Source organism: Agromyces sp. Y182, from assembly GCF_059445385.1.
Map to the genome: position 1 here is coordinate 1,909,091 of NZ_JCAIUF010000001.1, position 25,705 is coordinate 1,934,795.

General features: G+C 67.3%; 25 protein-coding genes. 16 read left to right on the forward strand and 9 right to left on the reverse strand.

Going from position 1 to position 25,705, the window contains the following annotated elements:
- Nucleotides 1–3: 3 nt before the first annotated feature.
- From AC1C2R_RS08785 to AC1C2R_RS08820, 8 genes are all read left to right on the forward strand, one after another.
- The gene (locus tag AC1C2R_RS08785; protein ID WP_495352096.1) at nucleotides 4–906 is read left to right on the forward strand and encodes a glycine betaine ABC transporter substrate-binding protein; all 903 of its coding nucleotides are present in this window, start codon (nucleotides 4–6) and stop codon (nucleotides 904–906) included.
- A 207-nt stretch (nucleotides 907–1,113) separates the two neighbouring features.
- Nucleotides 1,114–2,484: a glutamate decarboxylase gene (gene gad, locus AC1C2R_RS08790; protein ID WP_495379675.1), complete on the forward strand. Its 1,371-nt coding sequence runs from the start codon at nucleotides 1,114–1,116 to the stop codon at nucleotides 2,482–2,484.
- Between the two features lie 31 nt (nucleotides 2,485–2,515).
- The gene (locus tag AC1C2R_RS08795; protein WP_495379676.1) at nucleotides 2,516–3,208 is read left to right on the forward strand and encodes a YrhK family protein; all 693 of its coding nucleotides are present in this window, start codon (nucleotides 2,516–2,518) and stop codon (nucleotides 3,206–3,208) included.
- Nucleotides 3,209–3,405: 197 nt separating this feature from the next.
- Nucleotides 3,406–3,642: a 50S ribosomal protein L28 gene (gene rpmB, locus AC1C2R_RS08800; protein WP_495352099.1), complete on the forward strand. Its 237-nt coding sequence runs from the start codon at nucleotides 3,406–3,408 to the stop codon at nucleotides 3,640–3,642.
- The gene (gene rpmG / locus AC1C2R_RS08805) at nucleotides 3,642–3,809 is read left to right on the forward strand and encodes a 50S ribosomal protein L33 (protein WP_022892462.1); all 168 of its coding nucleotides are present in this window, start codon (nucleotides 3,642–3,644) and stop codon (nucleotides 3,807–3,809) included. Before rpmB ends, rpmG begins: the two co-directional genes overlap by 1 nt.
- A 3-nt stretch (nucleotides 3,810–3,812) precedes the next feature.
- The gene (gene rpsN, locus AC1C2R_RS08810; protein WP_495352100.1) at nucleotides 3,813–4,118 is read left to right on the forward strand and encodes a 30S ribosomal protein S14; all 306 of its coding nucleotides are present in this window, start codon (nucleotides 3,813–3,815) and stop codon (nucleotides 4,116–4,118) included.
- Nucleotides 4,119–4,455: 337 nt separating this feature from the next.
- Nucleotides 4,456–4,743, forward strand: coding sequence for an HU family DNA-binding protein (locus AC1C2R_RS08815; protein ID WP_139415757.1), 288 nt, complete (start codon nucleotides 4,456–4,458; stop codon nucleotides 4,741–4,743).
- Between the two features lie 88 nt (nucleotides 4,744–4,831).
- Nucleotides 4,832–7,009 (forward strand): bifunctional copper resistance protein CopD/cytochrome c oxidase assembly protein, encoded by a 2,178-nt coding sequence (locus tag AC1C2R_RS08820; protein ID WP_495379677.1) that lies wholly within the window; start codon nucleotides 4,832–4,834, stop codon nucleotides 7,007–7,009.
- A gap of 19 nt (nucleotides 7,010–7,028) precedes the next feature.
- Here the strand turns inward: AC1C2R_RS08820 and AC1C2R_RS08825 are convergent, their stop codons facing one another.
- A complete protein-coding gene (locus AC1C2R_RS08825; protein WP_495352102.1) occupies nucleotides 7,029–8,075 on the reverse strand; it encodes a hypothetical protein in 1,047 nt (348 codons plus the stop codon).
- Between the two features lie 137 nt (nucleotides 8,076–8,212).
- Between AC1C2R_RS08825 and AC1C2R_RS08830 the strand changes: the two genes are divergently transcribed.
- The 4 genes from AC1C2R_RS08830 to AC1C2R_RS08845 all read left to right on the forward strand — a co-directional run bounded on the left by AC1C2R_RS08830 (nucleotide 8,213) and on the right by AC1C2R_RS08845 (nucleotide 12,628).
- A complete protein-coding gene (locus AC1C2R_RS08830) occupies nucleotides 8,213–9,520 on the forward strand; it encodes an ATP-dependent DNA helicase (protein ID WP_495352103.1) in 1,308 nt (435 codons plus the stop codon).
- A gap of 105 nt (nucleotides 9,521–9,625) precedes the next feature.
- Entirely contained in the window at nucleotides 9,626–10,948 is a 1,323-nt protein-coding gene (locus AC1C2R_RS08835) for a serine hydrolase domain-containing protein (RefSeq protein ID WP_495352104.1), read from the forward strand.
- A 137-nt stretch (nucleotides 10,949–11,085) separates the two neighbouring features.
- Nucleotides 11,086–11,931 (forward strand): class II glutamine amidotransferase, encoded by an 846-nt coding sequence (locus AC1C2R_RS08840; RefSeq protein ID WP_495352105.1) that lies wholly within the window; start codon nucleotides 11,086–11,088, stop codon nucleotides 11,929–11,931.
- Between the two features lie 97 nt (nucleotides 11,932–12,028).
- A complete protein-coding gene (locus AC1C2R_RS08845; protein WP_495352106.1) occupies nucleotides 12,029–12,628 on the forward strand; it encodes a hypothetical protein in 600 nt (199 codons plus the stop codon).
- A 107-nt stretch (nucleotides 12,629–12,735) separates the two neighbouring features.
- On the opposite strand, the gene AC1C2R_RS08850 is transcribed toward AC1C2R_RS08845, so the two are convergent.
- Genes AC1C2R_RS08850 through AC1C2R_RS08860 form a run of 3 tightly spaced genes read right to left on the reverse strand, consistent with a single transcriptional unit; the run spans nucleotide 12,736 to nucleotide 15,163 of the window.
- A complete protein-coding gene (locus AC1C2R_RS08850) occupies nucleotides 12,736–13,383 on the reverse strand; it encodes a response regulator transcription factor (protein ID WP_495352107.1) in 648 nt (215 codons plus the stop codon).
- Complete coding sequence (locus AC1C2R_RS08855; RefSeq protein WP_495379678.1) at nucleotides 13,374–14,525, reverse strand: sensor histidine kinase; 1,152 nt, start codon at nucleotides 14,523–14,525, stop codon at nucleotides 13,374–13,376. The genes AC1C2R_RS08850 and AC1C2R_RS08855 overlap by 10 nt, the downstream gene beginning before the upstream one ends.
- The gene (locus tag AC1C2R_RS08860) at nucleotides 14,522–15,163 is read right to left on the reverse strand and encodes a DedA family protein (RefSeq protein ID WP_495352109.1); all 642 of its coding nucleotides are present in this window, start codon (nucleotides 15,161–15,163) and stop codon (nucleotides 14,522–14,524) included. Before AC1C2R_RS08860 ends, AC1C2R_RS08855 begins: the two co-directional genes overlap by 4 nt.
- A 346-nt stretch (nucleotides 15,164–15,509) precedes the next feature.
- On the opposite strand from AC1C2R_RS08860, the gene AC1C2R_RS08865 reads away from it, so the two are divergent.
- Nucleotides 15,510–17,132: an MFS transporter gene (locus tag AC1C2R_RS08865; protein WP_495379679.1), complete on the forward strand. Its 1,623-nt coding sequence runs from the start codon at nucleotides 15,510–15,512 to the stop codon at nucleotides 17,130–17,132.
- Between the two features lie 34 nt (nucleotides 17,133–17,166).
- A complete protein-coding gene (locus AC1C2R_RS08870; protein WP_495379680.1) occupies nucleotides 17,167–18,639 on the forward strand; it encodes a DUF2252 domain-containing protein in 1,473 nt (490 codons plus the stop codon).
- A gap of 77 nt (nucleotides 18,640–18,716) precedes the next feature.
- Here the strand turns inward: AC1C2R_RS08870 and AC1C2R_RS08875 are convergent, their stop codons facing one another.
- Nucleotides 18,717–19,001, reverse strand: a complete 285-nt coding sequence (locus AC1C2R_RS08875) for an iron-sulfur cluster assembly accessory protein (RefSeq protein ID WP_495379681.1) — start codon at nucleotides 18,999–19,001, stop codon at nucleotides 18,717–18,719.
- A 121-nt stretch (nucleotides 19,002–19,122) separates the two neighbouring features.
- Entirely contained in the window at nucleotides 19,123–20,286 is a 1,164-nt protein-coding gene (locus tag AC1C2R_RS08880) for an epoxide hydrolase family protein (protein ID WP_495379682.1), read from the reverse strand.
- 145 nt (nucleotides 20,287–20,431) lie between these two features.
- On the opposite strand from AC1C2R_RS08880, the gene AC1C2R_RS08885 reads away from it, so the two are divergent.
- Nucleotides 20,432–21,001, forward strand: a complete 570-nt coding sequence (locus AC1C2R_RS08885) for a TetR/AcrR family transcriptional regulator (RefSeq protein ID WP_495379683.1) — start codon at nucleotides 20,432–20,434, stop codon at nucleotides 20,999–21,001.
- 19 nt (nucleotides 21,002–21,020) lie between these two features.
- On the opposite strand, the gene AC1C2R_RS08890 is transcribed toward AC1C2R_RS08885, so the two are convergent.
- Entirely contained in the window at nucleotides 21,021–21,788 is a 768-nt protein-coding gene (locus tag AC1C2R_RS08890; RefSeq protein WP_495379684.1) for a TetR/AcrR family transcriptional regulator, read from the reverse strand.
- Nucleotides 21,789–21,884: 96 nt separating this feature from the next.
- Between AC1C2R_RS08890 and AC1C2R_RS08895 the strand changes: the two genes are divergently transcribed.
- Entirely contained in the window at nucleotides 21,885–23,297 is a 1,413-nt protein-coding gene (locus AC1C2R_RS08895; RefSeq protein WP_495379685.1) for an MFS transporter, read from the forward strand.
- A gap of 28 nt (nucleotides 23,298–23,325) precedes the next feature.
- Here the strand turns inward: AC1C2R_RS08895 and AC1C2R_RS08900 are convergent, their stop codons facing one another.
- The gene (locus AC1C2R_RS08900) at nucleotides 23,326–24,030 is read right to left on the reverse strand and encodes an SOS response-associated peptidase (RefSeq protein ID WP_495379686.1); all 705 of its coding nucleotides are present in this window, start codon (nucleotides 24,028–24,030) and stop codon (nucleotides 23,326–23,328) included.
- 76 nt (nucleotides 24,031–24,106) lie between these two features.
- Nucleotides 24,107–25,621 carry a SulP family inorganic anion transporter gene (locus tag AC1C2R_RS08905; protein ID WP_495380390.1) on the reverse strand — a complete coding sequence of 505 codons (1,515 nt, stop codon included), beginning with the start codon at nucleotides 25,619–25,621 and terminating at the stop codon, nucleotides 24,107–24,109.
- Between the last annotated feature and the right edge of the window lie 84 nt (nucleotides 25,622–25,705).

The window sequence follows — 25,705 nt, forward strand, 5'->3', positions numbered from 1 at the left end:
CACATGAAGTCCCGCACCATCGTCGGAGGAATCGCTCTCGGCGCGGCATCCATGCTCACCCTCACCGGCTGCGCAGCAGGCGAGGCCGAGACCGTCGAGAACGGAGACCGCGCCGACGTCACGATCGCCGTGTTCAACGGCTGGGACGAGGGCATCGCCGCGAGCGAACTCTGGAAGGCCGTGCTCACCGAGCAGGGCTACGAGGTCGAACTCGCCTACGCCGACCCCGCGCCCGTCTACGCGGGCATCGCGACCGGCGACTACGATCTGAACCTCGACTCGTGGCTGCCGGTCACCCACGAGGACTACGTCGAACAGTACGGCGACGACCTCGTCGACCTCGGCTCGTGGAACGACGGCGGGCGCAACATGATCGCTGTGAACGAGGATGCCCCGATCGACTCCCTCGACGAGCTGGCCGAGAACGCCGATCTGTTCGACAACCGCATCGTGGGCATCGAGCCCGGTGCAGGGCTCACCCGCCTCACGAAGGACGAGGTCATTCCCGCCTACGGGCTCGACGAGATGGACCTCATCGAGTCGTCGAGTCCGGCGATGTTCGCCGAACTCTCGGCGGCGACGGCGGCGGGGGAGAACATCGCGGTGACGCTGTGGAGTCCCCACTGGGCGTGGGAGGCGTTCCCGATCAAGGTGCTCGAGGACCCGCTCGGCGCATACGGCGCCGCCGAGGAGATCCACATCCAGGCGCGGTCCGACATCGAGGAGGAACTCCCGACGCTCGCCGGTTGGCTGCGCGGCTTCGAGATGGACTCCGATCTGCTGCACTCGCTCGAGAACGCGATGTTCAACGGTGACGATGCCGGTGCGGGCGACGGCGACTTCAACGCGGTCGTAGCCGAGTGGATCGCCGACAACCGGGAGTACGTCGACTCGCTCACGAAGTAGCGCGAGGCGAACAGGGCGGGTGACGGATGCCGCGGCATCCGTCACCCGCCTTCGTCATGCCGAGGGGTATCGGCCGCGAACGCGCTGGCGTAATGTTCGGCGAGATGGTGATCCGGCCCGGGGGGCCCGGCACTTCAGGTCGACTGCCCTCCGGCGGGCACGCGTGCGGCGTGGGCCCGGGCCCCGGGCTGACGGGAAGGACCGACCATGGCCCACGATCCGAGCGTGCTCGCTCCGACATTCGCGAGGACGGCAGTGCGATCCGTCGCCCCCAGGCTGACGATGCCCGATGGCGAGATGGACCCCACGACGGCCTATCAGATCGTGCACGACGAGACGATGCTCGATGGCAACGCACGCCTCAACCTCGCGACGTTCGTGGCGACCTGGATGGGCGACGAAGCCGACCGCTTGTACGCCGAGTCGTACGACAAGAACATGGTCGACAAAGACGAGTACCCGCGCACCGCCGCGATCGAGGAGAACTGCTGGCGCATGCTCGCGTCGCTCTGGAACGTGCCCGACGTCGCCGACTCGATCGGCACCTCGACGATCGGCTCCTCCGAGGCGTGCATGCTCGGCGGTCTCGCCTTCAAGCGTCGCTGGCAGATCGCCCGGCGTGCAGCCGGCAAGTCGACCGAGAAGCCCAACCTCGTGATGAGTTCGGCCGTGCAGGTCTGCTGGGAGAAGTTCTGCAACTACTTCGAGGTCGAGATGCGCCTCGTGCCCATCTCGGAAGAACACCCCACCCTCGACGGGGCCCAGATCGAGCAGTACGTCGACGAGAACACGATCGGCGTGGTCGCGATCATGGGCGTGACGTACACGGGCATGTACGAGCCGGTCAAGGAGATCGCCGAGGCCCTCGACGCCCTGCAGGAGAAGACGGGTCTCGATGTGCCGATCCATGTCGACGGGGCATCCGGCGCCATGATCGCTCCGTTCCTGCAGCCCGAGATCGAGTGGGACTTCCGCTTCGAGCGGGTGCACTCGATCAGCACTTCGGGGCACAAGTACGGGCTCGTCTACCCTGGCGTCGGCTGGGTCGTGTGGCGCACGCTCGATGCGCTGCCCGAAGAGCTCATCTTCCGGGTGAGCTACCTCGGCGGCGACATGCCGACCCTCGCCCTCAACTTCTCGCGGCCGGGCGCGCAGGTGCTGCTGCAGTACTACCAGTTCCTCCGCCTCGGGCACGAGGGATACACCGCCGTCCAGCAGGAATGCCAGGACGTCGCGAAGTACCTCGCGAAGGGCATCGCCGCGATCGGCGCGTTCGACCTGTGGAACGACGGGTCGGACATCCCAGTGTTCGCGTGGCGACTGAAGCCGGGCCACACCGACAAGTGGAACCTGTACCACCTCTCGGATCGCCTGCGGATGAAGGGCTGGCTCGTGCCCGCCTACCCGATGCCCGACAACATGAACGACCTCACGGTGCAGCGCATCGTCGTGCGCAACGGCCTCAGCCGCGACCTCGGCGACGAGCTGCTCGAGGACATCCGAGTCGAGACGGCGTGGCTCGACGCGCTCTCCTCGCCGATGCCGACCGAGGGGCAGAAGCCCGGGTTCCACCACTGAGCGCGCAACGCTTCTGAGCGGAACGAGACGCATGCGAGCGGATGCCTCGGCGGCGATCCCGCCCGCCGATCGCAAGGGTCGGCGGCGCCTCCGCCTGCGCCGAGAGGCGTGGGGGTTCGTGATCGGATCGCTGTGCTTCTTCGTGGGCGCGGTGCCGTTCTACGCGGAGTGGGCGGGCCCCATCGGCGTCGGGGTGACCTTTCTCGTCGGCTCGATCTTCTTCACGCTGGCGGCGTTCATCCAGCTGAGCCTCAGCGGCCGCCGCCCGCCGAGGAAGGGAACGAACGCGGCCGATCGCTGGGACTGGTGGGCGGCGGCGATCCAGTTCGTCGGCACGCTCCTCTTCAACATCAGCACGGCGGCCGCGCTCGCCGCGGCTATCGCCGACCCCACCCGGCTTGGCGCGGGCTGGCGACCTGACGCGTGGGGCTCGGCGGCGTTCCTCGTCTCGAGCGCGTTCGCCGTGGTCGCGACGAAGGACCGCGGACAGCTCTGGGACCGGGATGCCCGTTCATGGCACGGCACCTGGCTGAGCCTGCTCGGCTCGATCGCGTTCGGCGCCTCGGCGATCGGCGCGTACGTCGTGCCGCAGACCGATTCGCTCGTGAGCGCGTTCTGGGCGAACCTCGGTACGCTCGTCGGGGCGTTGTGCTTCCTCGTGGCGGCGCTGCTCTCGCGGCGCTCGATCGGCGTGGCCGGGCCCGCCGGGCCCGCCGAGCGGTGACGAGCGCCGCGGCATCCGCTCGGTTCGGCCGCCCCCGCCTTTCTGGTAAGCTGGCTCGTTGGCTGGGCACTTCCACTGCCCATGCCGCGACAATCCCCATCGACGACACGCGAGAAATCGCGGGCATTCGCGTGGGGAAGGTCAGCAGACAAGAGACCTTGGGAGGGGCATCCGCCCCTCGGTATTGGAGGAAACCAATGGCAGCAGTGTGCCAGGTGACCGGAGCCATTCCCGGCTTCGGACACAACATCTCGCACTCGCACCGTCGGACGAAGCGCCGCTTCGACCCGAACGTGCAGAAGAAGACCTATTTCGTGCCGTCGCTGCGGCGCAAGATCACCATCAACGTGTCCGCCAAGGGCATCAAGGTGATCGACGCTCGTGGCATTGAGGCAGTGGTCAAGGACATGCAGGCACGTGGGGTGAAGCTCTAATGGCGAAAGCACAAGACATCCGCCCGATCATCAAGCTTCGGTCGACCGCCGGCACCGGGTACACCTACGTGACCCGCAAGAACCGCCGCAACAACCCCGACCGTCTCGTGCTCAAGAAGTACGACCCCGTAGTGCGCAAGCACGTCGACTTCCGAGAGGAGCGCTAAGACATGGCGAAGAAGAGCAAGATCGCGCGCAACGAACAGCGCAAGGTGATCGTCGAGCGGTACGCCGCGAAGCGCCTCGAACTGAAGAAGGCGCTCGTCGACCCCAACGGCACCGACGAGAGCCGCGAGGCCGCTCGTCAGGGCCTGCAGAAGCTGCCCCGCAACGCATCGCCGATCCGCGTGCGTTCGCGTGACGCGATCGACGGCCGCCCCCGTGGCGTGCTCACGAAGTTCGGCGTCTCGCGCGTCCGCTTCCGTGACATGGCGCACCGCGGCGAGCTGCCCGGCATCACGAAGTCGTCCTGGTAACTCGACGACAGTAGGAGCAGCCGAGCACATCGACTCGCGCCCTGGCGCGAGCCGGTCAGCACCAGGCTTCACACGAACGGGACGTCCTTCGGGGCGTCCCGTTCGTCGTCTCCGGAGGAGACCGTTCGTCGCTGCATCACCGTCACGAACGCACGCCGAGAGCGAACGTCGCGCGACACGCCGAACCGAGTTGCCCAAAAGTACCGGAAATCCGCGGGATTCCGGGGGTCTCTGCTACATTCGAAGCGGCCTGATCGGCCATGGGGGCGGTTGAACGATCGTTCCCGAGAACTCACAAATGCTGTACCGAACAGCGAAGGTCCGAGGAGGACATTCAATGGCTGACAAGTCGCTCAACAAGACCGAGCTCGTCGCGAAGGTCGCAGCGTCGACCGGACAGAGCCAGGCCACCGTCGACGCCGTTCTCGGCGGTCTCTTCGAGGCGCTCGCCGAGTCCGTGGGCTCCGGCACCAAGGTCTCGATTCCCGGGTGGCTCGCCGTCGAGCGCACGCACCGTGCTGCACGTACGGGCCGCAACCCGCAGACGGGTGCCGAACTCCAGATTCCGGCCGGCTACTCGGTCAAGGTTTCGGCTGGTTCGAAGCTCAAGGCTGCTGCGAAGTAACTGCGACTTCCGGATGGGGCGTGCGGCGTGAGCCGCGCGCCCCATCGTTCGTTTCGGGCGCTCAGGCGCCGCCGTCTAGGCTGGTTCGGTGCCCCGCTCCGTTCGAGTGCTCGGTCCTGCCGCGCTCATCGCCGTCGCCCTCGCCGCGACGTTCGCCGGCCTCGCCTTCGGCGGGGGAGCGGCCGAGCAGCTGATCCAGGATCCCGGACCGATCGCCCGCTACGGCGTGCCGGTGGCCAAGCTGTTCGTGAATCTCGGCGCTGCGGGCATGATCGGTGCGCTCGTGCTCGCCGTGTGGGCACTCAGCCCGAAGCGACGCGAGTTCGATCTCGCGCTCGATGTGGCTGCGGCATCCGCTGCCGTCATGACCGTCGCGAGTGCCGCGACCGGCTTCTTCACCTTCCTGCTCGTGACGGCAGTGCCGTTCGACCTGAGTGATTCCTTCGGGCAGAAGCTCGGACAGTTCGTCACCACCATCCCGCTCGGGCAGGCGTTGCTCACCACGACGCTCGTCGCGGCGGCCGTCACCGTGCTGTGCTTCGCGGTGCGCAACCAGACCGCCCTCGTGTTCGTCACGGTGCTCGCGGTCACGTCGCTCGTGCCGCTCGCGCAGCAGGGGCACGCCGCCGGGGCGGCCGGGCATGCGGCGGCGATCACCGCGCTCGGCCTGCACCTCGTGTTCGCGTGCGTGTGGCTCGGCGGGCTCGTCACGATCGTGCTGCTGAAGGGCGAGCTCGGCGCGAAGCGGCTGCCCGTCGTGCTGGCCCGCTACTCGACGGTCGCGCTCATCTGCTTCATCGTGGTGGCGCTGTCGGGGTACGCGAGCGCGGCGCTGCGCATCGGCGAATGGGATCAGCTGCTCACGCCCTATGGCATGCTCGTCGTCGCGAAGGTCGTCGCGCTCATCGCGTTGGGACTGTTCGGTGCGGCCCAGCGGCGGTTCCTGATCGGGCGGATGTCGCGGGGTGCGGCATCCGTTGGTCGAGTAGCGAGCGCCAGCGAGCGTATCGAGACCGGTGATGCTGCGGCGGGTCTCGATACGCGTCCTCCTGCGTCGGGCGCTACTCGACCGGCGAAGGGTGCGGCGGGTCTCGATACGCGTCCTCCTGCGTCGGGCGCTACTCGACCGGCGAAGGGTGCGGTGGGTCTCGATGCGTCGGGCGCTACTCGACCGGCGAGCGGTGGGCGTGCATTCTGGTGGCTCGTCGTCGCCGAGCTCGCATTCATGGGGCTCGCGTCGGGTGTCGCAGCCGCGCTTGCGCGCACGGCGCCCCCGGTGCCCGAGAAGGTCACCGCCGGTGTCGCCGACTCTCCCGCTCAGTTCCTGACGGGCGAGCCGCTGCCGCCGTGGCCCGAGTGGACGCGGTTCTTCACCGAGTGGAACCCCGACCTCATCTGGCTGCTCGCCTGCGGCTTCGGCATCTTCTTCTACCTCGCGGGCGTGCGTCGCCTCCACAAGCGCGGCGACCGTTGGCCCGTCTATCGCACGGTGCTCTGGGTCGCGGGCCTGCTGCTGCTCGCCTACATCACCAACGGCGGCGTGAACGTCTACGAGCAGTACCTGTTCTCGGCGCACATGCTCGCGCACATGGTGCTCACGATGGCGGTGCCGGTGCTGCTCGTGCCGGGCGCCCCGGTGACACTCGCGGCGCGCGCCATCCGTGCCCGCAAAGACGGCAGTCGCGGCGGCCGCGAGTGGATCCTGCTCGCCGTGCACTCGAAGTTCGCCGGCATCATCGCCAACCCGATCGTGGCCGCGGTGCTCTTCGCCGGGTCGCTGTGGGTCTTCTACTACTCGCCGCTCTTCCGTTGGACCATGCTCGACCACATCGGGCACGAGTGGATGATCGTCCACTTCCTCATCACGGGCTACCTGTTCGTACAGTCGCTCATCGGCATCGATCCGGTGCCGTACCGCCTGCCGTATCCGTTCCGGCTGGTGCTGCTGCTCGGCACCATGGCGTTCCACGCGTTCTTCGGGCTCACGATCATGTCGAGCACGGGCCTGCTGCTCGCCGATTGGTACGGCGCGATGGGCTGGGGCACCGACGCGCTCATCGATCAGCAGCTCGGCGGCGGCATCGCCTGGTCGATCGGCGAGATCCCGACCGTGGCGCTCGCGATCACCGTCGCCGTGCAGTGGGCGCGCAGCGACGAGAAGGAGTCGAAACGCCGCGACCGGCACGCCGACCGTACGGGCGACGCCGAGCTCGAGGCGTACAACGCGCAGCTCGCGGCGATCGCCGAGCGCGACGGCCGCAGTTAGGCGGCGAGGCGGGCGGAGGCTACTTCAGCTGGATCGCGATGGTGTCGTCGGGCTGGATCGTCGCCGAGAGGGCGATCGTGTACGGGCGATCCTCTTCGAGCGTGAAGTGGTGGCCGTCGAAGAGCGACTGCACGTCGACCGAGATGTGCGCGACACCCTCGGTCGGCGGCATGTCGAACGATGACTCGCCGGGGGTGAGGGTGACCTGCGGCACGCTCACGATGCTCCACGCCGGCTCTCCGACGACGCGGTCGTCGATCTCGATGCCGAACGGGCACTCCGCCGGCTGCAGCACGGTCTGCGTGGCGCACTTCGCGAGGAAGTCGTCGACCCTGACCTGCACCCGCTCGACGAACGCAGCGGTCGGCTGCGCGTCGACCGTCACGGGCACACGCGCCGACGCATCCGCCTGCACCGACACCGGCACGGCTTCGAGCAGCACCGAGCTGTACGAGAACTCGTACACCGCCGGTGCGATCGCGAGGTACGGCGTGACCTGCGTGAACGCGGCGAGCTCGTCGCCGGATTTCGTCGCGCGAGAGTCGAGGGTGAGCGACCCCACGGTGAAGAGCGGGTTGTGCGCGGCGGTCACGTCGATCACGGCGAGCGGGCTGACCGCGAATTCCCAGCGGGTCAGCACGCCGTAGAGCGGTGCGATGGGTCGCACGTCGAAGGATGCCTCGACGATCGCGGTCTCGAGTCGGTAGGTGGCCGTCACCGTGTGCATGCCGTCGGCGTGCGCCACGTCGCTGACGATGCTGATGTCTTCGGGGCCGGACTCGACGACGCCGGTGCGGAGCATCGCCGTCGACACGTTCGCCGGCAGCCCGAGGGCTTCGAGCTCTTCGGCATCGAGCGCGACACCCGGGGTCGTCGAGGCGGTCGCGATGTCGTCGTTCGCGATGGCCGTGAGGTAGCGCTCGATGAAGTTCTGGGCACCGTAGACCGTCTGGTTGAGGGCACCGAGCGCGGCGAAGAAGGCGCCGATGACGAGCACCGCGAGCCCGGCCCAACCGGCGACGGACAGCGGCGACACCCGACTACCGCGCACTCCGGAGCTCCCCACCCGCCCAAGTCTAGGTGGGAGGCAGCGGCCGGGCCTGAGGATATCCCCAGCGCCGCGCAGGCCCCACGGCGAGACGGTTACAGTGGGAGCGAAACACCCGCCCCGCGGCATCCGCTCGCCGAATCGAAAGCGCCCCAGTGCAGAACGTGACCCTCAGCCGCGAGCAGGCGGCGGTGTTCCAGGCGATCGAAGGCACCCGTGAGCACGTCTTCGTCACGGGCCGCGCGGGCACCGGCAAGTCCACGTTGCTGAATCACCTGAACTGGCACACGCAAAAGCAGATCGTGATCTGCGCGCCGACGGGCGTGGCAGCCCTGAACGTCGGCGGCCAGACCATCCACTCGCTGTTCCGGCTGCCGATCGGGGTCATCGCCGACCACGTCATCGAGCAGAACGACACGGTGCGCAAGATTCTGAACGCCATGGACACGCTCGTCATCGACGAGGTGTCGATGGTGAACGCCGACCTGATGGATGCGCTGGATCGCTCGCTGCGACAGGCGAGGCAGCGGCCGCTCGAACCGTTCGGCGGCGCGCAGGTCGTGCTCTTCGGCGACCCCTATCAACTCGCGCCGGTGCCGGGCGACGCCGACGAGCGCGCCTACTTCGCCGACACCTACGACTCGATGTGGTTCTTCGACGCGAAGGTCTGGCGCGAGACCGATCTGCGCATCTTCGAGCTCGGCGAGATCCACCGCCAGCACGACGACGACTTCAAGCTCATGCTGAACGCGGTGCGGCACGGCCGGGTCACCGCTGAGATCGCCGGCGTGCTGAACAGTGTGGGTGCACGCCGCCCCCTGCCCGAGCAGGGTGCGATCACGCTCGCGACCCGCAACGACACGGTCAACCGCATCAACCGCACGCAGCTGCACCGACTGCCAGGGCACTCGCAGGGCAACGAGGCCGAGGTCAACGGCGACTTCGGCGGCCGCGCGTTTCCCGCCGATGAGAACCTCGAACTCAAGATCGGCGCGCAGGTGATGTTCCTGCGCAACGACACCGCGATCGGGCCGGAGGGCCAGCGCTGGGTGAACGGCACGATCGGCACGGTGACCTCGCTCGACCGGGCTGTGCGCGTCGAGATCGACGGCGAGGAGCACGAGATCGAGCAGGTCACCTGGGAGAAGTACAAGTACACCTGGGACTCGACGCGCAAGAAGCTCGAGAAGCAGATCGTGGCCGAGTTCACCCAGTTCCCGTTGAAACTGGCTTGGGCGGTTACCATCCACAAATCGCAGGGCGCGAGCTACGACACCGCGATCATCGACCTCGGCCAGCGCGTCTTCAGCCCGGGCCAGACCTACGTCGCGCTCAGCCGGCTCACCTCGCTCGACGGGCTCTACCTGGCCCGCCCGCTGCGACCGAGCGACATCATCGTCGACCGCAATGTCGAGCGGTTCATGTCGGGCGCCGATCGCGAGATCGCGTCGTCGCCGAGCTGACCGCGTCGCGTTTGCGCAACGTTGCGGCGGCGGAGACCCGGCTGCACGGGCGCTACCGTAACGGCAGGTTACAATTTCAGTGGGCACACGGCTGAGGGGAGCTTGGTGGCTGCAGGAGCTAGGGGCAAATGGCGGCGAGGGCTTCTCGCCGTGGCGATGGGTGGCGCGCTCACGCTGACGATCACGAGCTGCACCGGCGGCTCGGTCGATCCGATGGCCGATCTCGATCCCGTCGATGCCGCCTTCGGCGAGCAACTCGCCGGTGAGCTGCAGGCGGTGCTCGACGAGGCCGTCGCCCTCAGCGGATCGAGCGGAGGCATCGCCGGCGCGTGGTCGCCGTGGTCGGGGGAGTGGACGGGTGCCTCGGGCACCGTCGACTTCAGCGAGACGCCAGCGCCGGTCGAGGTCGACACCGGGTTCCACCTCGGCACGCTCACGACCGAAGTGACGTGCACGGTGCTGCTGCGGCTCGTCGACGAGGGACAGGTGCAGCTCGACGACGAGGTCGCGCAATACGTGGACTGGGTGCCGAGCCTCGACGGCATCACACTCAGGCAGCTGTGCCTGCACACTTCCGGCATCGCCGACTACTACCCGAGCCTGCGCACCCACTTCGTCGCGAACCCCGAACGCATCTGGCCGCCGAACGAGCTGCTCTCGAGCGGGCTCGCGCTGCCGCGCCCCGGGCCACCCGGTGAGCAGTGGGCGCAGTCGCGCACGGGCATCCTGCTCTTGGCGATGGCACTCGAGCGACGCACGGGGCTCAGCTGGAACGAGCTCGCCGAGCGCTACGTCTTCGACCCCCTCGATCTCGACGACACCTCGCTCCCGTCGCCGACCGTCACCGAGCTCGACGACAGCCTCGGCGCCTATTCCGCTGCGATCGCGCAAGACGGCGCGATCGACTGTGCGGTGCGTCGCGACGACACTTCGCAATCGAGTTCGATGGGCGGAGCGGCCGCCGGCGCCGTGTCGAGCCTCGAAGACGCGCGCCGGTTGAGCGCCGCGTTCGCGTCCGGCGCCTTGCTCGACGAGAGCACCGTTCGCACGCAGTGGACGTTGGTCCCGATGGGCGCCGACACCCCCGCATGGTACGGGTGGGGGCTCGGCGGGGCCGAGTACGGGCCGTTGCGTGGAACCGCGGGGGAGTCGACGGGGGCGCTCACCGCGGCGTTCACCGACCCGAAGAGCGGCCTCACCGTCGTCGTGGCGCTCAACAATTCGACGTCGGGTGCGGATTTCGTGCGTGAGACGGCGTTCGCGCTTGCTTCGCTCGCGTCCAAGGCGGGTGCGGCGGCCGGCCACGAGCTGCCACTGGTCGAGTTGCCGTGGTCGTTCGAGCAGGCCACCACGAAGATGCGCGAACTCGCGAAGTGCCCGATCGCCGCGGAACCGGCTGCACCTGCGGAACCGGCACCTGCCGGCTGACGAAACCCTGCGTGCCACGAACGGAGTCGAACAGGGCGAAAGCGGTGGGTCACTGCGAAGCAAAACGGTGAGGAATGCTCGTGACGGCGCTAGGCTGACCGCATCCCCTGTCGGTGCCGACGAAGGAGTTGAGTCGCATGTGTCGCTGGCTTGCATACTCGGGAGAACCGCTCCAACCCTCCCTTGTGGTCCTCGACGCGCAGCACTCGCTCGTCGCGCAGTCACTCGATTCGCCACTCGGCGCCGAAACGGTCAACGGCGACGGCTTCGGCGTCGGCTGGTATCCCGTCGGCTCGACGGCGGGGAGCCATCCGTCGACGTTCCACAGCGTCGAACCGGCCTGGAATGACGAGAATCTCCGCGAGATCACCGAGTCGATCGAAAGCCCGCTGTTCTTCAGCCACGTGCGTGCGGCCGGAGGTCCGCCGATCCAGCGCACCAACTGCCATCCGTTCCGCCACCACAACTGGCTCTTCATGCACAACGGAGTGATCCACGGCTTCCACGAGATCAAGCGCGACCTCACCTTCGCGGTCGATCCGTCGCTCTACCCCCACATCCTGGGTACGACCGACTCGGAGGTGCTCTTCCATCTCGCCTTGACGTTCGGGCTCCTCGACGACCCGATCGCAGGCATGACGAAGGCCGTGCGGTTCGTCGAGGAGACCGGCCACGAGCACGGCATCGGGTATCCGATGCAGGGCACGGTCGCCATCGCCGACGGAGCGACGATCTGGGCCTTCCGGTACTCGTCGGAGGGCGAGTCGCGCACGTTGTTCCACTCCGTGGACATTCCGACGCTGCAGGAGATGTACCCGGATTTCCCGCGCCTGCATCTCTTCGGCCAGAAAGCGCGCGTCGTCGTCTCCGAGCCGCTCAACGACCTGCCCGGCGCATTCGTCGAAGTGCCGGAGTCGACCGTCGCGATCCTCGACGCCGACGGCTACCGGTACGAGCCGTTCATGGAGGGCGTGCACGTCTGAGCCTTCGCCGGGTTATCCTCGCGACCGGACCACAACGTTTCGAGGCATCCGTTCGTTGTGGAGTATGAGAGCCGATCTCACTGCTCGGGAGGCACGGATGTCCTATCTTCGATCTGCCGCGGCGCGGCTGCTGGCCGTCGTCGCCGGTGCGGCGCTCCTGTCGGGGTGCGCCCAGAATCTCTTGGCCGCACCGCTGCCCGAGCCCCCTGCACCGCTGCCCTCCGTCGTCGTGGAGGAACCCGATGCCCCGGCCGTGAAGTACGACGCCGTCGACTGCCGCACGCTCGACGGGCTGCTCGCGCCGTCACCCGACGCACCGGCGACGGATCCGATTCCCGAACCCGGGCGGATGCCCGCCGGATTCGTCGTCGTCGCGGCGCTCGGTTGCGACTTCGAGATGCGAGACGCGGGCCGGAGCGACGGCGCGCTCGACGTCGTGGTGACGATGACCCGGTACGAGGGTGAATTCGGCCCGCTGCTCGGGGCGCTCGCGGCACCCGATGACGTCGCCCCGCCCGACACGGTGTGCGCAGCCTCGATGGAGATCGTGCCACCGCTCTGGCTCGAGGGCGCCGACGGCTCGCTCATCTCCGTGCGCTACCCCGTCGATGTCTGCGGCAAGACGAAGCCGGCCGTCTCCGAGGCACTCGCCGCGCTCGACGTGGTCTCGGCCGACGAGTGGACGCCGCTCGACTGACGCGACGCGGGAACGAGGCCGCGCACCCTCGATCAGCGGGGTGAGCGTGCACGTCTGAGCCGGCCGGCGAATGGAGGCCCGCCGGCCACGCTGCGTCCGGTGCCGATTCATCCCCCGCCGAGGTACGCGAGGACTGCGAGGACGCGGCGGTTGTACGTGGTGTCGGGTTGTATCTCGAGCTTGGTGAAGATCGTGTTGATGTGCTTCTCGATGCCGCTCTGGCTGAGGTAGAGCTGAGTGGCGATGGACGCGTTGCTATGGCCCAGGGCGATGAGCTCGAGGACCGATCGTTCGCGTGCGGTGAAGTCGGCAAGTCGGCTGTCCGGCGCGCTCTTGGCGGTGATGAGCTGGCGGATGACCTCGGGATCGAACGCGGTTCCGCCGGCGCGGACGCGGTTGAGGGCGTCGAGGAATCCGCCGATGTCCGAGATGCGGTCCTTGAGCAGATAGCCAACGCCGCCGCGGCCGTCGAGGAGCTCGCTCGCGTGGCGGCGCTCCACATATTGCGAGAGGACGATGACGGGGACATCGGGCCATTCGCGACGGAGATGGAGTGCTGCGTGAATGCCCTCGTCGACGAAGTCGGGGGGCATGCGCACATCGACGATCACCAACTCGGGCGGGTCTGATGCGACCGCCCTGAGGAGGTCGTCGGCGTTCCCGACCGAATGCGTGACGGTGTGGCCTTCGGCCGAGAGGAGCTGGGCGATGCCTTCTCGCAGCAGTGTGGAGTCTTCTGCGAGGGCTATCCGCATGGGATCACCGCGGTGACGATCGTCGGGCCTCCGGTGGGGCTTTCGACTCGAAGCCGTCCGCCGCGGGCTGCGACTCGGGAGCTGATGCCCGACAGCCCCGCGCCGGCGGGATCGGCTCCGCCCTTGCCGTCGTCTCGGACGGTGAGGACGAGGTCGGTTCCCTCGCGAATGACCTCGATATCGATCCGTGAAGCGTCTGCGTGCTTGATGGTGTTGGTCACGGCTTCGCTCGCGACGAAGTACGCGGCGGCTCCTGCAGCGCGATCCGTGAGGTCGGCGGCGTCGACGTGGAGACGGATCGGCATGATGGTGCGGTCGCGGAGGGCTTCGAGCGCGGCTGGGAGGCCGTCCCTCGCGAGCATGGCCGGATAGGTGTGCCAGGCGACACTTCTGAGCTCGTCGAGAATCTGTTGAGTTTGGGAGCGAGCCTCCTGGTGAAGCTCACGTCGTTCTGCTGCATCCGGTGCGCGCTCGGCCCGGGCCAGAAGGATGGACAGCGCCACGACACGCTGCTGAACGCCGTCATGGATGTCGCGCTCGATGCGGCGCCGCTCGGCATCCACGGCGGAGACCACATCGTCGAGTGTCGTGTGCAGACGCGAGACCTCGCGAGAGAGCTCTCCGAGGCTTGGCCGTGTCAAGGCCGCCCAGCTTCGACGGTCGAGCCATGCGATCCCAGCGAGTCCCGAAACAGCGAGGAACGCGAGCACGATCCCGGGAATCACGAAGTATGCGACCGTGACCCAGGTGACCGCTCCCGGCTCGGCGTCGAAGACGGCGACGGGTCGGCCGGTCGCGGCGCTGACCACCATGTCGACGACGATCACCAGTCCCGTCACAATCAACGCGAAGACGCATCCGGCAAGCAACCCGAGGATCGCCTCGACCCCCAACAGCCCGAGCAGGCGTCCGCCCATGGGGCGCCCATCTCGGTGCTTCCCGTCGGCCCAGTCCAGCCGTCGCGCCACCCACCGTGCAGCCGTTCGAGGGGGCGCCGTGGAGACGGGCGCTGCGATGATCGCGACCAGGAGCGCCGGCACCAGCAGGGCCCCCGCCACCGACGCCAGAAGCGCTCGGCCGGCACGGCGGAAGGCGAAGGTGGCGCCGTGGTCGCCGCCGACCGTGACGCCGCTCACGCTCATGAGGCCATCTTCCCACCTGCCCGCTGACGCAGCCTGAGCACCACGAACACGGCGACAGCACCTACGACCGCTGCGATCACGAGGAGCTGGAAGACGTCAGCGTACTGTTCCACGGATCCCCAGTTCTCACCGAGGAAGTACCCGGCGAGGACGAAGATCGTATTCCAGATAGCGCTGCCCGCCGTCGTCAACAGGATGAACCGTCCCAACGGCATCCGCTCGATCCCCGCAGGGATCGAGATCAGGCTGCGGAACAACGGGATCATTCGACCGAAGAACACCGCCTTGGTGCCGTGTCGCGAGAACCATTGCTCCGCCCGGTCGAAGTCGGAGACCTTCACCAGAGGAACGCGCGCCACGATACGCCGCAATCGTTCGCGGCCGAGCCACGCGCCGAGCCCGTAGAGGATCAGTGCGCCCACGACCGAGCCGAGCGTCGTCCACACCAGCACTTCGACGATGCCGAATGTGCCCCTGCTGGCCGTGAACCCAGCCAGCGGCAGGATGATCTCACTGGGCAGCGGCGGGAACAAATTCTCCGCAGCGATCGCCAGTCCGGCCCCGGGAGCGCCCAGAGACTCCATCAGGGAGATTGCCCATTGTGCGATCGTATTCAGGTTTTCGACCTCGTTTTCCATGTCATCGAACGTATGAGCTCGGCGGAGAGAAGTCAGTGGGGGCAGCCGTCGCGGCGGGTGTGGAAAACCACACAGTCCCCACACGGCAGGGTGACTCGTGGCGAGCGAACCTACGGTGGAGGGCATGAACGTTTGGAACAGAGCAGCCGAGGGAGTCATCAAGCTTCCGGACGGGCGCCTCGTGCGCGGTTGAACTCCGCCCCTTGCGGCCGCGACTGGAGGTGGAAACCGCCCGCCGCGAGGCATCCGCTGCCATACTGACCTCGGCTGCACCTTGCCACAGGTCGCCCGGGTCAGCCGGCCCGCCCGACCGCTCGTTCCACGTCGTTGTCGGAAGCGGGGTCACATGAACAAGTGGTCGGTCGTCGCGGTCCTCGGAGCCGCCCAGTTCGTCATGGTGCTCGACGGCACCGTCATGAACGTCTCCATCTCGACGGTGGTCGAAGACCTCGACACGAGTGTCACGGCGATGCAGACGGCGATCACCTTCTACACCCTCACGATGGCCTCGCTCATGCTGCTCGGCGCGAAGCTCGGCGACGTGTGGGGGCGGCGGCGGGCCTTCGTCATCGGGTCGTGCATCTACGCGGTCGGCTCGCTCATGACGGCACTGAGCCCGAACGTGCAGGTCCTCTTCCTCGGCTGGTCGATCATCGAGGGCGTCGGTGCGGTGCTCGTCATCCCGGCGGTCGCGGCACTCATCGCCGACAACTACGAGGGCCCCGACCGCATCACCGCGTACGCGATCATCGGGGCGGTCTCGGGCGCTGCAGTCGCGGCCGGCCCGCTCATCGGCGGCTTTCTCACGACCTATGCGAGCTGGCGGTACGTGTTCGTCGCCGAGGTCGTCATCATGATCGTGGTCGTGCTCTTCACCCGCGTGATCGCCGACCGCACCGCCCGTCAGACGGTGCGCATCGACGTGTGGAGCGTGCTGGCCTCGGCTGTCGGGCTCGTGTTCGTGGTGCTCGGCATGCTGCAGAGCAAGACGTGGGGCTGGATCGTTCCGCTCCAGTCGCCCGAGATCGGCGGCGTCGAGATCGCACCGCTCGGCATCTCGCTGTGTGCGTGGCTCATACTCGCCGGCGGCGCGCTGCTCGCACTGTTCATGCGCCGTCAGCGCCGGCTCTCGGCCGCGGGACGTGCGCCGCTCCTCGACGTGTCGCTGTTCTCGATCACCCGGCTCCGCAGCGGACTCGCGGTGCTCGGCGCGCAGTACACGATCACGGCCGGGCTCTTCTTCATGGTGCCGGTGTACCTGCAGATGACTCTCGGGCTCGACGCGCTCGAGACGGGGCTCAAGATCTTCCCGCTCTCGATCTCGCTCATCCTCTTCTCGATCATCGGCACCCGGCTGTCGCAGTTCTGGTCGCCGCGGCGCATCGTACGGTGGGGCCAGGTGGCGCTCGTGCTCGCCTCCGTGCTGCTGCTCGGGTCGGTCGACCTCGAACTGCAGAGCATCGCCTTCGGATGCGGCATGTTCGTCGCGGGTGCCGCCCTCGGCCTGCTCGCGTCTCAGCTCGGCAACGTCAACATGTCGAGCGTGACCGAGTCGCAGACGAGCGAGGTCGGGGGCCTGCAGGGCGTGTTCCAGAACCTCGGCTCCTCGCTCGGCACGGCGCTCATCGGCTCGGTGCTGATCGGGGCGCTCGCCACCTCGTTCGCCGCAGGGGTGGCGTCGAGCGAGCTGCCTGCTGACGTCCGATCGATCGTGACGGAGCGCACGGAGGCGGGAGTGGCGATCGTGCCGGCAGCCGATGTCGACGACATCGCGGAGCAGGCGGGGCTCTCATCGGCCGAGGGCGAAGAACTCACCCGCGTCTACAGCGAATCGCAGGTCTCGTCGCTGCGCACGGCATTCTTCGCGCTCATCGCGATCGCACTCGCGTCGTTGCTCTTCTCCCGCGGCATTCCCGCGGAGGTCCTCGGGCGACGGCCTGAGAATGCGGATGCCCCGCCGGTGACGTGAACTCGCCGGCGGCCACGAAGAACGGGGGAGCACCATGAACGCGCACCACGCGACATCCGACGCCATCTCGCCGCCCGAGGCCGAGGAGTCGCAACCCTCGCCGACCGACTTCGCGGGCCGCGCCCAATCGGGGCGCGCGGCCCGGCGCCGCTCACCGAGGGGCGCGCACGCCGACTGGCGCCCGGACGCCGACCGGCCCGACCCTGTGGCCCTGCTCGAGGAGCAGGCGACGAGCCGGGTCGCCGAGCTCATTCCGATCCGGCACGCCCGCATGATGGTCTCGCCGTTCACCTTCTACCGTGGCGCCGCCCTCATCATGGCGGCAGACCTGGCCGGCACCGCCGATTCGGGTATCACTGCGCAGATCTGCGGCGACGCCCACCTCTCGAACTTCGGCGTCTTCGGCACGCCCGAACGCAAGCTCGTCTTCGACATCAACGACTTCGACGAGACGCTGCCGGGCCCGTGGGAGTGGGACGTCAAGCGGCTCGCCGCGAGTTTCGAGGTCGCAGGCAGACAGCTCGGCTTCACCGAGGCCGAGCGACGAGCGATCACCGTCGAGTCGGTGCGCGGTTATCGCAAGCGGATGCGCCGGTCCGCCGCATCGCGCGTGCTCGACGCCTGGTACGACCGGCTCGACGCCGACCAGATCGCCGAATGGGTCCGCGACGAGCATCGGGCGGCCCGGGTGCTGAAGGAAGAGGTGAAACGCACCGAGGCGACATTCTCGAAGGCCCGAACCCGTGACGGCATGCGCGCCTTCTCGAAGCTCGTGAGCGTCGTCGACGGTGACCTGCGAATCACGGGCGACCCGCCGTTGATCGTGCCTCTCGAGGACTTACGGCCCGACGACCGTTCTCGCGACGACGATGAACAGCAGATGCGCGCGTTGCTGCGTGACTACGAGGCGACGCTGTCCCTCTCGAGGCATCCGTTGCGCGAGTACACCTTCGTGCACATGGCCCGGAAGGTCGTCGGCGTCGGGAGCGTCGGCACCAGGGCATGGATCGTGCTGCTGCGCGGTCGTGACAACGACGACCCGCTGCTGCTGCAGGCGAAACAGTCCCAGTCGTCGGTGCTCGAACGCTTCCTCGCTCCGAGCCGATACGAACATCACGGTGAACGCGTCGTCAGAGGGCAGCGCCTGATGCAGGCCGCGAGTGACCTGTTCCTCGGTTGGCAGCGGGTGACCGGCCATGATGGCGTGGAACGCGATTACTACCTGAGACAGTTGCACGACTGGAAGGGCGGCTTCGACGTCGAGCACGCGATGCCGACCGGGGCGAAGCTCTACGCGCGCATCTGCGGCGAGACGCTCGCGCGGGCCCACGCGCGTTCGGGTGACCGGGTGGCGATCGCCGCGTACCTCGGTGGCAGCGACCGGTTCGATGAGGCGGTCGCCGACTTCGCGGTCGGCTACGCCGACCAGAACCAACGCGACTACGACGCATTCGTCGCAGCCGTGGCATCCGGCCGGCTCGAGGCGGCGCCCGCGTCGACGCCGTGATCGGGCCGCTCCCCGTACCGCGGGGGCCGGTATCGCCCAGGCGGCGGCGTAGGCCGCTCGCCCGGGCGACCTCGAACTCAGCCCTGCGTCGCGATGGCGAACCGGGCGGTGCCGTCGTCGCCGATTTCCGCGTCGAGCACCTTGTCGTCGAGCGCGATGATGGCGTTCGTGCCGAGATAGACGCGCGCGCCGTCGCGTTCGACGATCGCATCGAAGTCTTCGGGCGCCTCGACGATGCGCACCGCGAACTCGGTGGCCTCCGGATCGTCGCTGTTGATGCGAAGGCCTCCCTCGGTCGACTCGATGCTCTGCGCGACGATGGCCTTCACGACCGTGGTTGCCGATTCGGTGAGTGTGAGCATGTTGCTCCCCTTCCTGTCTGGCGGCGAGTCAGCCACGATTCCGAGAGTGAGCGGATGCCGCAAGGGCTCGTCGCCGATTCTCCGGAGACTCCCAAGGAACGGGGGTGTCCCGGGTCCGTGCTTACGAACGGAGGCTCCTGAGGCCGGTACGGATTTCGCTGATCAGGATCTCGGGCTGTTCGAAGGCTGCGAAATGTCCGCCCTTGTCGGCCTCGCCGTAGTGAATCAGGTTGGTGTAGGTGTCTTCGATCCAGCTTCGCGGCAGGCGCGGGATGTCGCGCGGGAATACCGTCACCGCGACCGGCAACGTGAGCTTCGGGCCAGCCAGGCTGCCCGAACTGTTCTCCCAGTAGATGCGGCCGGACGACGCGGCACTGTTCGTGAACCAGTACAGCGAGATTGCGTCGAGCATGTCATCGGTGCTGAGCGCGTCCTCGGCGAGCCCCTGATTGTCGGTCTTGGATTGAAACTTCTCGTAGATCCAGGCTGCCTGGCCGGCCGGAGAGTCTGCCAGAGCGAATCCGACGGTCTCTGGTTTCGTGGCCTGAAGGTGGTTCGATCCGCCGAGGGAGCCGGTATAGAGGGCGAGGGTGTCGACGGCGTAGCGCTCTTCGGGTGACAGCGTTTCGGGGATCTGTGCGGGGAAAGCGTATTGGGTGTTCAAGTGAATCCCGAGAAGGCCGTCAGGCCGCATGGCCCCGAGGGCGGAGGTGACAACGGCACCCCAATCACCGCCTTGAGCGGCCCAGTTCTCGTAGCCGAGACGCGTCATGAGGGCCGCCCATGCGGTTGCGATACGTGAAACAGTCCACCCCGTCTCGGTCGGCTTCTGGGAGAACCCGAATCCGGGCAGCGACGGGACGACCACGTCGAAGGAGTCTTCGGCATTTCCTCCAAACGCCACCGGGTCGGTGAGCGGGCGGATCAGTTTCAGGAATTCGACGATCGAACCTGGCCATCCGTGCGTCAAGATGAGCGGCATCGCATTCGGATTCTTGGACTTGACATGGATGAAGTGAATATCGAGCCCATCGATCGTGGTCAGGAAATGTGGGAAACGATTGAGTTCCGACTCGAATCGCCGCCAGTCGTACTCTCGCTCCCAATAGTCGATGAGCGATTTGGCATTCTCCAGGCGCACACCTTGCGACCAGTCGGGGACGGTTTCCGGATTCGGCCATCGCGTTCTGGTCAGTCGCTGCCTCAAGTCTTCAATCTCTGAGTCGGAGATCGCGACGGTGAATGGGCGGACGAGGGTTGAGGGGGCGGGCGTCGATGCGGTCATTGACTTGTTCTCCTGAACTCGTGCTTCACAGCGCAGCGATCCACTGCATACCGATGTGCAATGCACACTGCTGTGCAATCTACTTCATTGCACACTGTCGTGCAATGATTGGATGGTGCAGAACGAATCCGCCCGAACGCGCTCCATGAACGACACACGGAATCGCATCCTCGACGTCGCACTCGAGGTCCTCGGGCAGAACCCGGACGCCGGCATGGGTGACATCGCCTCCGCTGCCGGTGTGGTGCGCCGCACCGTCTACGGCCACTTCCCCACCCGCACCGACCTCGTGCGGACCCTCGCGCAACGGGCAGTGGACGAGATCGCAGCCGTGCTCGACGAGGTCAACGCCTCCGACGGAGCAGCCGAAACGGTGTGGGTCGATTTCATCGCCCGCCTCTGGCCCTTGGCGCACCGTTACCGAGTGCTGTTGGCCCTCCGGCGCGGCGAGTACGGCGAGGAGATCCACGCCCTGTTGGGACCAGTCGACAAGATTCTCGCCGACCTCGTGCAACGAGGCCAGGACGGCGCAGTATTCGGACGACACCTGCCCGCGGACGTTCTCAGCCAGGTCGCCTATGCCGCTGTGTTCGCCATCGCGGACAACCACCTATCCAATGGGACCCCCGACGCCCGCGCGGCAACGATTACCAGCCTGCTCATCCTGGGAGTTCCCGAGCCGCGCGCACAAGCTCTCGTGGGCGGTCAGCCGTGACGCGCAGCATTCGACCTGATTATCGAGACGCCGACTTGCTGGGCGTCTCCGCGCTGAGCTCCGGTGACGACCGGGGTGAGGGTTGAGCGAGGTTTCCCAAGATGAGGCCCAGGGTGAAGTCGAAGCGCTCGTGCTCGGCCCCTGACGTGAGTTCGGTCGCATATGCGCGGGTGTTCGGAAAGCGCTCTGCGGGGAGTGCGGCGAATCGGGCGATCAAGTCTCTTCGATCCTGGGTGGCGAGTCGATGGTCACCCGTGTTCGATCCCGTATCGGCGACCGCGATGTCCATCGCGTATGCGCCGACGTAGAGGAATAGGGCGTCGATGGTCCAGGCGGCGACCTGCGGGTCGATGCCGCCGGCGATCAGCACGGCGAGCATCCCCTCGTTGACGCGCAGCACGTCGAGATCGGTGACATCGATCGCCAGGGCGGCCCGGGAGATCCCCGGATATTTCAGATACTGATCACGCAGTTGGATGCAGACATCGGTGATCTGCTCGCGCCAACGCGACGGAACGGGCGGTGGAAGCTCGAGCTGGCTGCACAGGCGGCCGATGAGGAGTTCGTCGAGGTCGGCCTTGTTGACGACGTGGGCGTACAGCGACGCGGGGCCGGTATCGAGCCGCGCTGCGACGCTGCGCATCGTCAGGGCGTCATAGCCCTCTGCGGCAATGATCTCGAGCGCGGCATCCGTGATCCGGTCGGCCGTGATCGGCGCCTTGCGAGAGGCTGGCGGCAGTTCGCTGGTTGCGTGGCGGGCTGCGCGACGCTGCTGGGGTGAGGCCATGACTCAACCATACCTTGACACGAACCATGTTCTGCATGTAGAACAGTGTTCGTGAATAACGAACTGCGTTCCACCCAAACCTTGAGAGGTTCGTGGATGGCCCTGGGCGGCCTGTCCGCCATCTTCCTCTTCGAGATGCTCGACAACTCGATCCTCAACGTCGCACTGCCCACGATCGGCCGCGACCTGCAGGCGTCAACGACCGCACTGCAGTGGGTGACCGGCAGCTACGCCGTCGTGTTCGGTGGTCTGATGCTGCTGTTCGGTGCGATCGCCGACCGGTTCGGACGCCGCCGAGTCATGCTCATCGGGCTCGTGCTGCTCGCCGTCGCGAGCGCAGCTACGGCCTTCGTCACCACGGCCGAACAGTTGATCGCCGTGCGGGTAGCGATGGGAATCGCGGCCGCGATGACCACTCCGGGTTCGATGGCGCTCGCCTTCAGGCTGTTCGATGAGGAGAGCCTGCGGGTGCGAGCGATCACGCTCATCTCGACGGTCGGCCTGGTCGGACTCGCCATCGGCCCGACAGTCGGCGGCCTCGTGCTGGCCATAGCGCCCTGGCAGGTTCTGCTGCTGATCAACGTACCGATCGCCGTGCTCGCGATCATCGGCATCCGCACAGGTATTGCCGCAGATGATCCGGCCGAGCTTCACCGCGACCCCCTCGACATCTCAGGAGCACTGCTCGCGACGGCGACCATCGTTCTCACCCTCCTCGCCCCCACGGCATTCGTCAACGAGGGCGCCGGCTCATGGATGCCATGGGCACTGGTCGTCGCGGCCGTCGTGGCAGCGGTGCTGTTCGTGATCCGGGAGCGCACGGCACGGCATCCACTTCTCGACCTCAGCCTCATCGCCCGCCCGCTCGTTTCCAGTGGTCTCGCCTTCAAGGCCGCGGCGGGCCTCGCGACTGCCGGCCTCAGCTACCTGGTGACCCTCCAGCTTCAGCTCGCCTGGGGGTGGCCTCCCGCGTTGGCGGCGCTCGGCATGCTGCCTCAGGTCGTCGTGTTGCTGGGCATCGGCCCGTTCGTGAACCGTTTCGTCGAGCGAGTCGGCATCAATCGCGCCGCGTGGATGAGCGCCGCCGCAGTGGTGGTCGGCCTTGCCGTCTACACGCTCTTCAATGGTCTCGGCTACGTCTTCGTCGCGATCGCTCTCGCTCTCGTCGCAGCAGGACTCCGCGTCGTCGGTGTCGTCGCGGCGATCAACGTGCTGAGCGGACTTCCGAAGAATCGCACCTCGATCGGCGCAGCACTGACCGACACCACCACCGAGGTGGCCAACGGGGTCGGCATCGCCGTTGCAGGAACGCTGCTCGCCGCCCTGTTCACCGGGAGCATCACCGCGTCCGACTGGACCGCACAGCAAGCGGCGCAATTCCAAGACGCCGCCACCCTCGGCGGACTCGTGCTCACCGGACTGGCCGCAGCGTTCGTCATCTTCGGCTTCGTGCGATCGCGTCGCACGATCGTCGTCGACGACGTGCCCACCGTCGATACCGTCGGCTAGCGCTCCGAGAGAACCCCGGCGCGACCGGCTACTCGAGCGGGTCGATCAGGGTCGGGTCGGTCGGATCGACGGCACGCGAGTTGTTGACCCGGCGATCGACCTCGTAGTTGGTGATCGTCGAGGCGACGCGTTCGGACTCGGCCGTGAGCAGCTCGACCATCTCGGCCTTGCCGTCGTCGTCGAGCTTCACCGGCGCCAGGTACTCCTGCCACGTGTCGCGCTCGAGGAAGACGGGCATGCGGTCATGCACCTCGCCCGATGCATCCCTGGCCTCGCGAGTGATGATCGACGTCGAGACCTCCCAATCGTCGCCGACCTTGCGTGCCGTGTAGATGCCGGCGGCAGCGAGCAGCCGCTGCTCGCCATGCAGGAAGAACGCCTGCTTGTCGCCCGGCTCGCCCCTCCACTCGTAGTAGCCGCGCATCGGCACGAGGCACCGGGACGAGGCGAATGCGCCCTTCCACAGCCCGTTGGTCGCGACCGTCTCGATGCGGGTGTTGAACTGCGGGCGCTTGGACTCTTTCATGAACGAGGGGTGGAAGTTCCACACGGCGGCATCGATCGAGCGGGTGATCTCACCGGTCTGCTTGTTCTGCCGCTCGCGCACGATCGGCACGAGCTGGGTCGGGGCGATCGAGTACTGGGGCTTCCAGTCGCGGTAGTCGTTGCCCTCTGCGACGAACTCCTGGATGAGCTCATCGAGCTTTGCGTCGTTCGCGAATCGTCCGCACATGCAGCCAGTCTGCACCCGACCACCGACAGCCGTACTGGGTGTTCGCCTGCGGCAACTCGGGTTCGCGAGCTGAACGTCAGTGCCCGGCGCCGAAGTTGCCAGCCAGCCGGTCGCGCATCGTGGCGCTCGCTTCGTTCAGTCCGACGATCACGGCCCGCTTGCCATGATGCTCGTACTTCGTCGTGATGGCGTCGAGGGCGGCGACGGTCGAAGCATCCCAGATGTGTGAATTCGACAGGTCGATGACGACTCGTTCGGGGTCGTCGGCGTACTCGAACTGCGTCGTGAGGTCGTTGCTCGAGGCGAAGAAGAGCTCGCCATCGACCGTGTAGCTGACGGTCGGCACGCTGGCGCCTTCGTCGACGGTGCGCACGACGGTGGCGAAGTGGGCGACCCTGCGGGCGAACGCGACCATGGCGACGATGACGCCCACGATGACGCCGATGGCGAGGTTGTGAGTGGCGACGACGACCGCGACGGTGGCGACCATGACCAGGGTCTCGCTCTTCGGCATGCGCTTGAGGGTGGTCCACCGGATGGAGTGCCAGTCGAAAGTCGCGACCGCGACCATGATCATGACTGCGACGAGCGCGGCCATCGGGATGATCGCGACGACGTCACCGAGCACGAGGATGAGCACGAGCAGGAACACGCCGGCGAGGAACGTCGAGATACGGGTGCGGGCGCCCGAGACCTTGACGTTGATCATGGTCTGGCCGATCATCGCGCAACCGCCCATGCCGCCGAACAGTCCGGAGAGGATGTTCGCGGCGCCCTGGCCGAGCGATTCGCGGGTCTTGCGCGAGTGCGTGTCGGTGATGTCGTCGACGAGCTTCGCCGTCATCAACGACTCGAGCAGGCCGACGAGGGCCAGCGCGAGCGCGAACGGGGCGATGGTGATGAACGTCTCCCAGGTGAGCGGGATGTTCGGAATGAAGAGCTCCGGCAGGCTCTCGGGCAGTTCGCCCTGGTCGCCGACCGTCGGCACATTGAGGCCCGTGGCGACGGTCGCGACCGTGATCAGCACGATCGCGACGAGCGGGGCCGGAACGACCCTGGTCAGCTTCGGCATGAACACCATGATGAGCAGCCCGGCAGCGACCAGCGGATACACCATCCACGCAACCCCGATCAGCTGCGGCAGCTGGGCGGTGAAGATCAGGATCGCGAGCGCGTTGACGAAGCCGACCATCACGCTTCGCGGGATGAAGCGCATGAGGCGCGCGACGCCGAGCACGCCCATGATCACCTGGAAGATTCCGCCGAGGATGACGGTGGCGATGAAGTAGTCCATCCCGTACTCGCGGGCGACCGGTGCGATGACGAGCGCGACGGCGCCGGTCGCTGCGGTGATCATGGCCGGGCGGCCGCCGAGGAAGGCGATGGACACCGCCATCACGAACGAGGAGAAGAGCCCGACGCGCGGGTCGACCCCCGCGATGATCGAGAAGGAGATCGCCTCGGGGATGAGCGCGAGGGCCACGACGAGACCGGCCAGCACCTCTTTCGTGAGGATGCGCGGGGTGCGCAGCGCCGTGAGCACCGACGGTTCGGGCTTGTATCTCTCGGACGTGTCTGTGCGCAGCGTGATCGCCAAGGTGGATCTCCGGTGGGGAAGCGGCTCTCGGGAACCGATGGAACGGGTCACAGGTCGAGCACCGCAGCTTGGACCGCG

What these genes read in the sequence shown, in the direction of transcription:
- AC1C2R_RS08900 (WP_495379686.1), bottom strand. Translation starts at nt 24,030, where the DNA reads ATGTGCGGACGATTCGCGAACGACGCAAAGCTCGATGAGCTCATCCAG.
- AC1C2R_RS08865 (WP_495379679.1), top strand. Translation starts at nt 15,510, where the DNA reads ATGAACAAGTGGTCGGTCGTCGCGGTCCTCGGAGCCGCCCAGTTCGTC.
- AC1C2R_RS08885 (WP_495379683.1), top strand. Translation starts at nt 20,432, where the DNA reads ATGAACGACACACGGAATCGCATCCTCGACGTCGCACTCGAGGTCCTC.
- AC1C2R_RS08795 (WP_495379676.1), top strand. Translation starts at nt 2,516, where the DNA reads ATGCGAGCGGATGCCTCGGCGGCGATCCCGCCCGCCGATCGCAAGGGT.
- AC1C2R_RS08845 (WP_495352106.1), top strand. Translation starts at nt 12,029, where the DNA reads ATGTCCTATCTTCGATCTGCCGCGGCGCGGCTGCTGGCCGTCGTCGCC.
- AC1C2R_RS08895 (WP_495379685.1), top strand. Translation starts at nt 21,885, where the DNA reads ATGGCCCTGGGCGGCCTGTCCGCCATCTTCCTCTTCGAGATGCTCGAC.
- AC1C2R_RS08840 (WP_495352105.1), top strand. Translation starts at nt 11,086, where the DNA reads ATGTGTCGCTGGCTTGCATACTCGGGAGAACCGCTCCAACCCTCCCTT.
- AC1C2R_RS08890 (WP_495379684.1), bottom strand. Translation starts at nt 21,788, where the DNA reads ATGGCCTCACCCCAGCAGCGTCGCGCAGCCCGCCACGCAACCAGCGAA.
- AC1C2R_RS08785 (WP_495352096.1), top strand. Translation starts at nt 4, where the DNA reads ATGAAGTCCCGCACCATCGTCGGAGGAATCGCTCTCGGCGCGGCATCC.
- AC1C2R_RS08880 (WP_495379682.1), bottom strand. Translation starts at nt 20,286, where the DNA reads ATGACCGCATCGACGCCCGCCCCCTCAACCCTCGTCCGCCCATTCACC.
- rpmB (WP_495352099.1), top strand. Translation starts at nt 3,406, where the DNA reads ATGGCAGCAGTGTGCCAGGTGACCGGAGCCATTCCCGGCTTCGGACAC.
- AC1C2R_RS08850 (WP_495352107.1), bottom strand. Translation starts at nt 13,383, where the DNA reads ATGCGGATAGCCCTCGCAGAAGACTCCACACTGCTGCGAGAAGGCATC.
- rpsN (WP_495352100.1), top strand. Translation starts at nt 3,813, where the DNA reads ATGGCGAAGAAGAGCAAGATCGCGCGCAACGAACAGCGCAAGGTGATC.
- AC1C2R_RS08875 (WP_495379681.1), bottom strand. Translation starts at nt 19,001, where the DNA reads ATGCTCACACTCACCGAATCGGCAACCACGGTCGTGAAGGCCATCGTC.
- AC1C2R_RS08815 (WP_139415757.1), top strand. Translation starts at nt 4,456, where the DNA reads ATGGCTGACAAGTCGCTCAACAAGACCGAGCTCGTCGCGAAGGTCGCA.
- rpmG (WP_022892462.1), top strand. Translation starts at nt 3,642, where the DNA reads ATGGCGAAAGCACAAGACATCCGCCCGATCATCAAGCTTCGGTCGACC.
- gad (WP_495379675.1), top strand. Translation starts at nt 1,114, where the DNA reads ATGGCCCACGATCCGAGCGTGCTCGCTCCGACATTCGCGAGGACGGCA.
- AC1C2R_RS08855 (WP_495379678.1), bottom strand. Translation starts at nt 14,525, where the DNA reads ATGAGCGTGAGCGGCGTCACGGTCGGCGGCGACCACGGCGCCACCTTC.
- AC1C2R_RS08870 (WP_495379680.1), top strand. Translation starts at nt 17,167, where the DNA reads ATGAACGCGCACCACGCGACATCCGACGCCATCTCGCCGCCCGAGGCC.
- AC1C2R_RS08860 (WP_495352109.1), bottom strand. Translation starts at nt 15,163, where the DNA reads ATGGAAAACGAGGTCGAAAACCTGAATACGATCGCACAATGGGCAATC.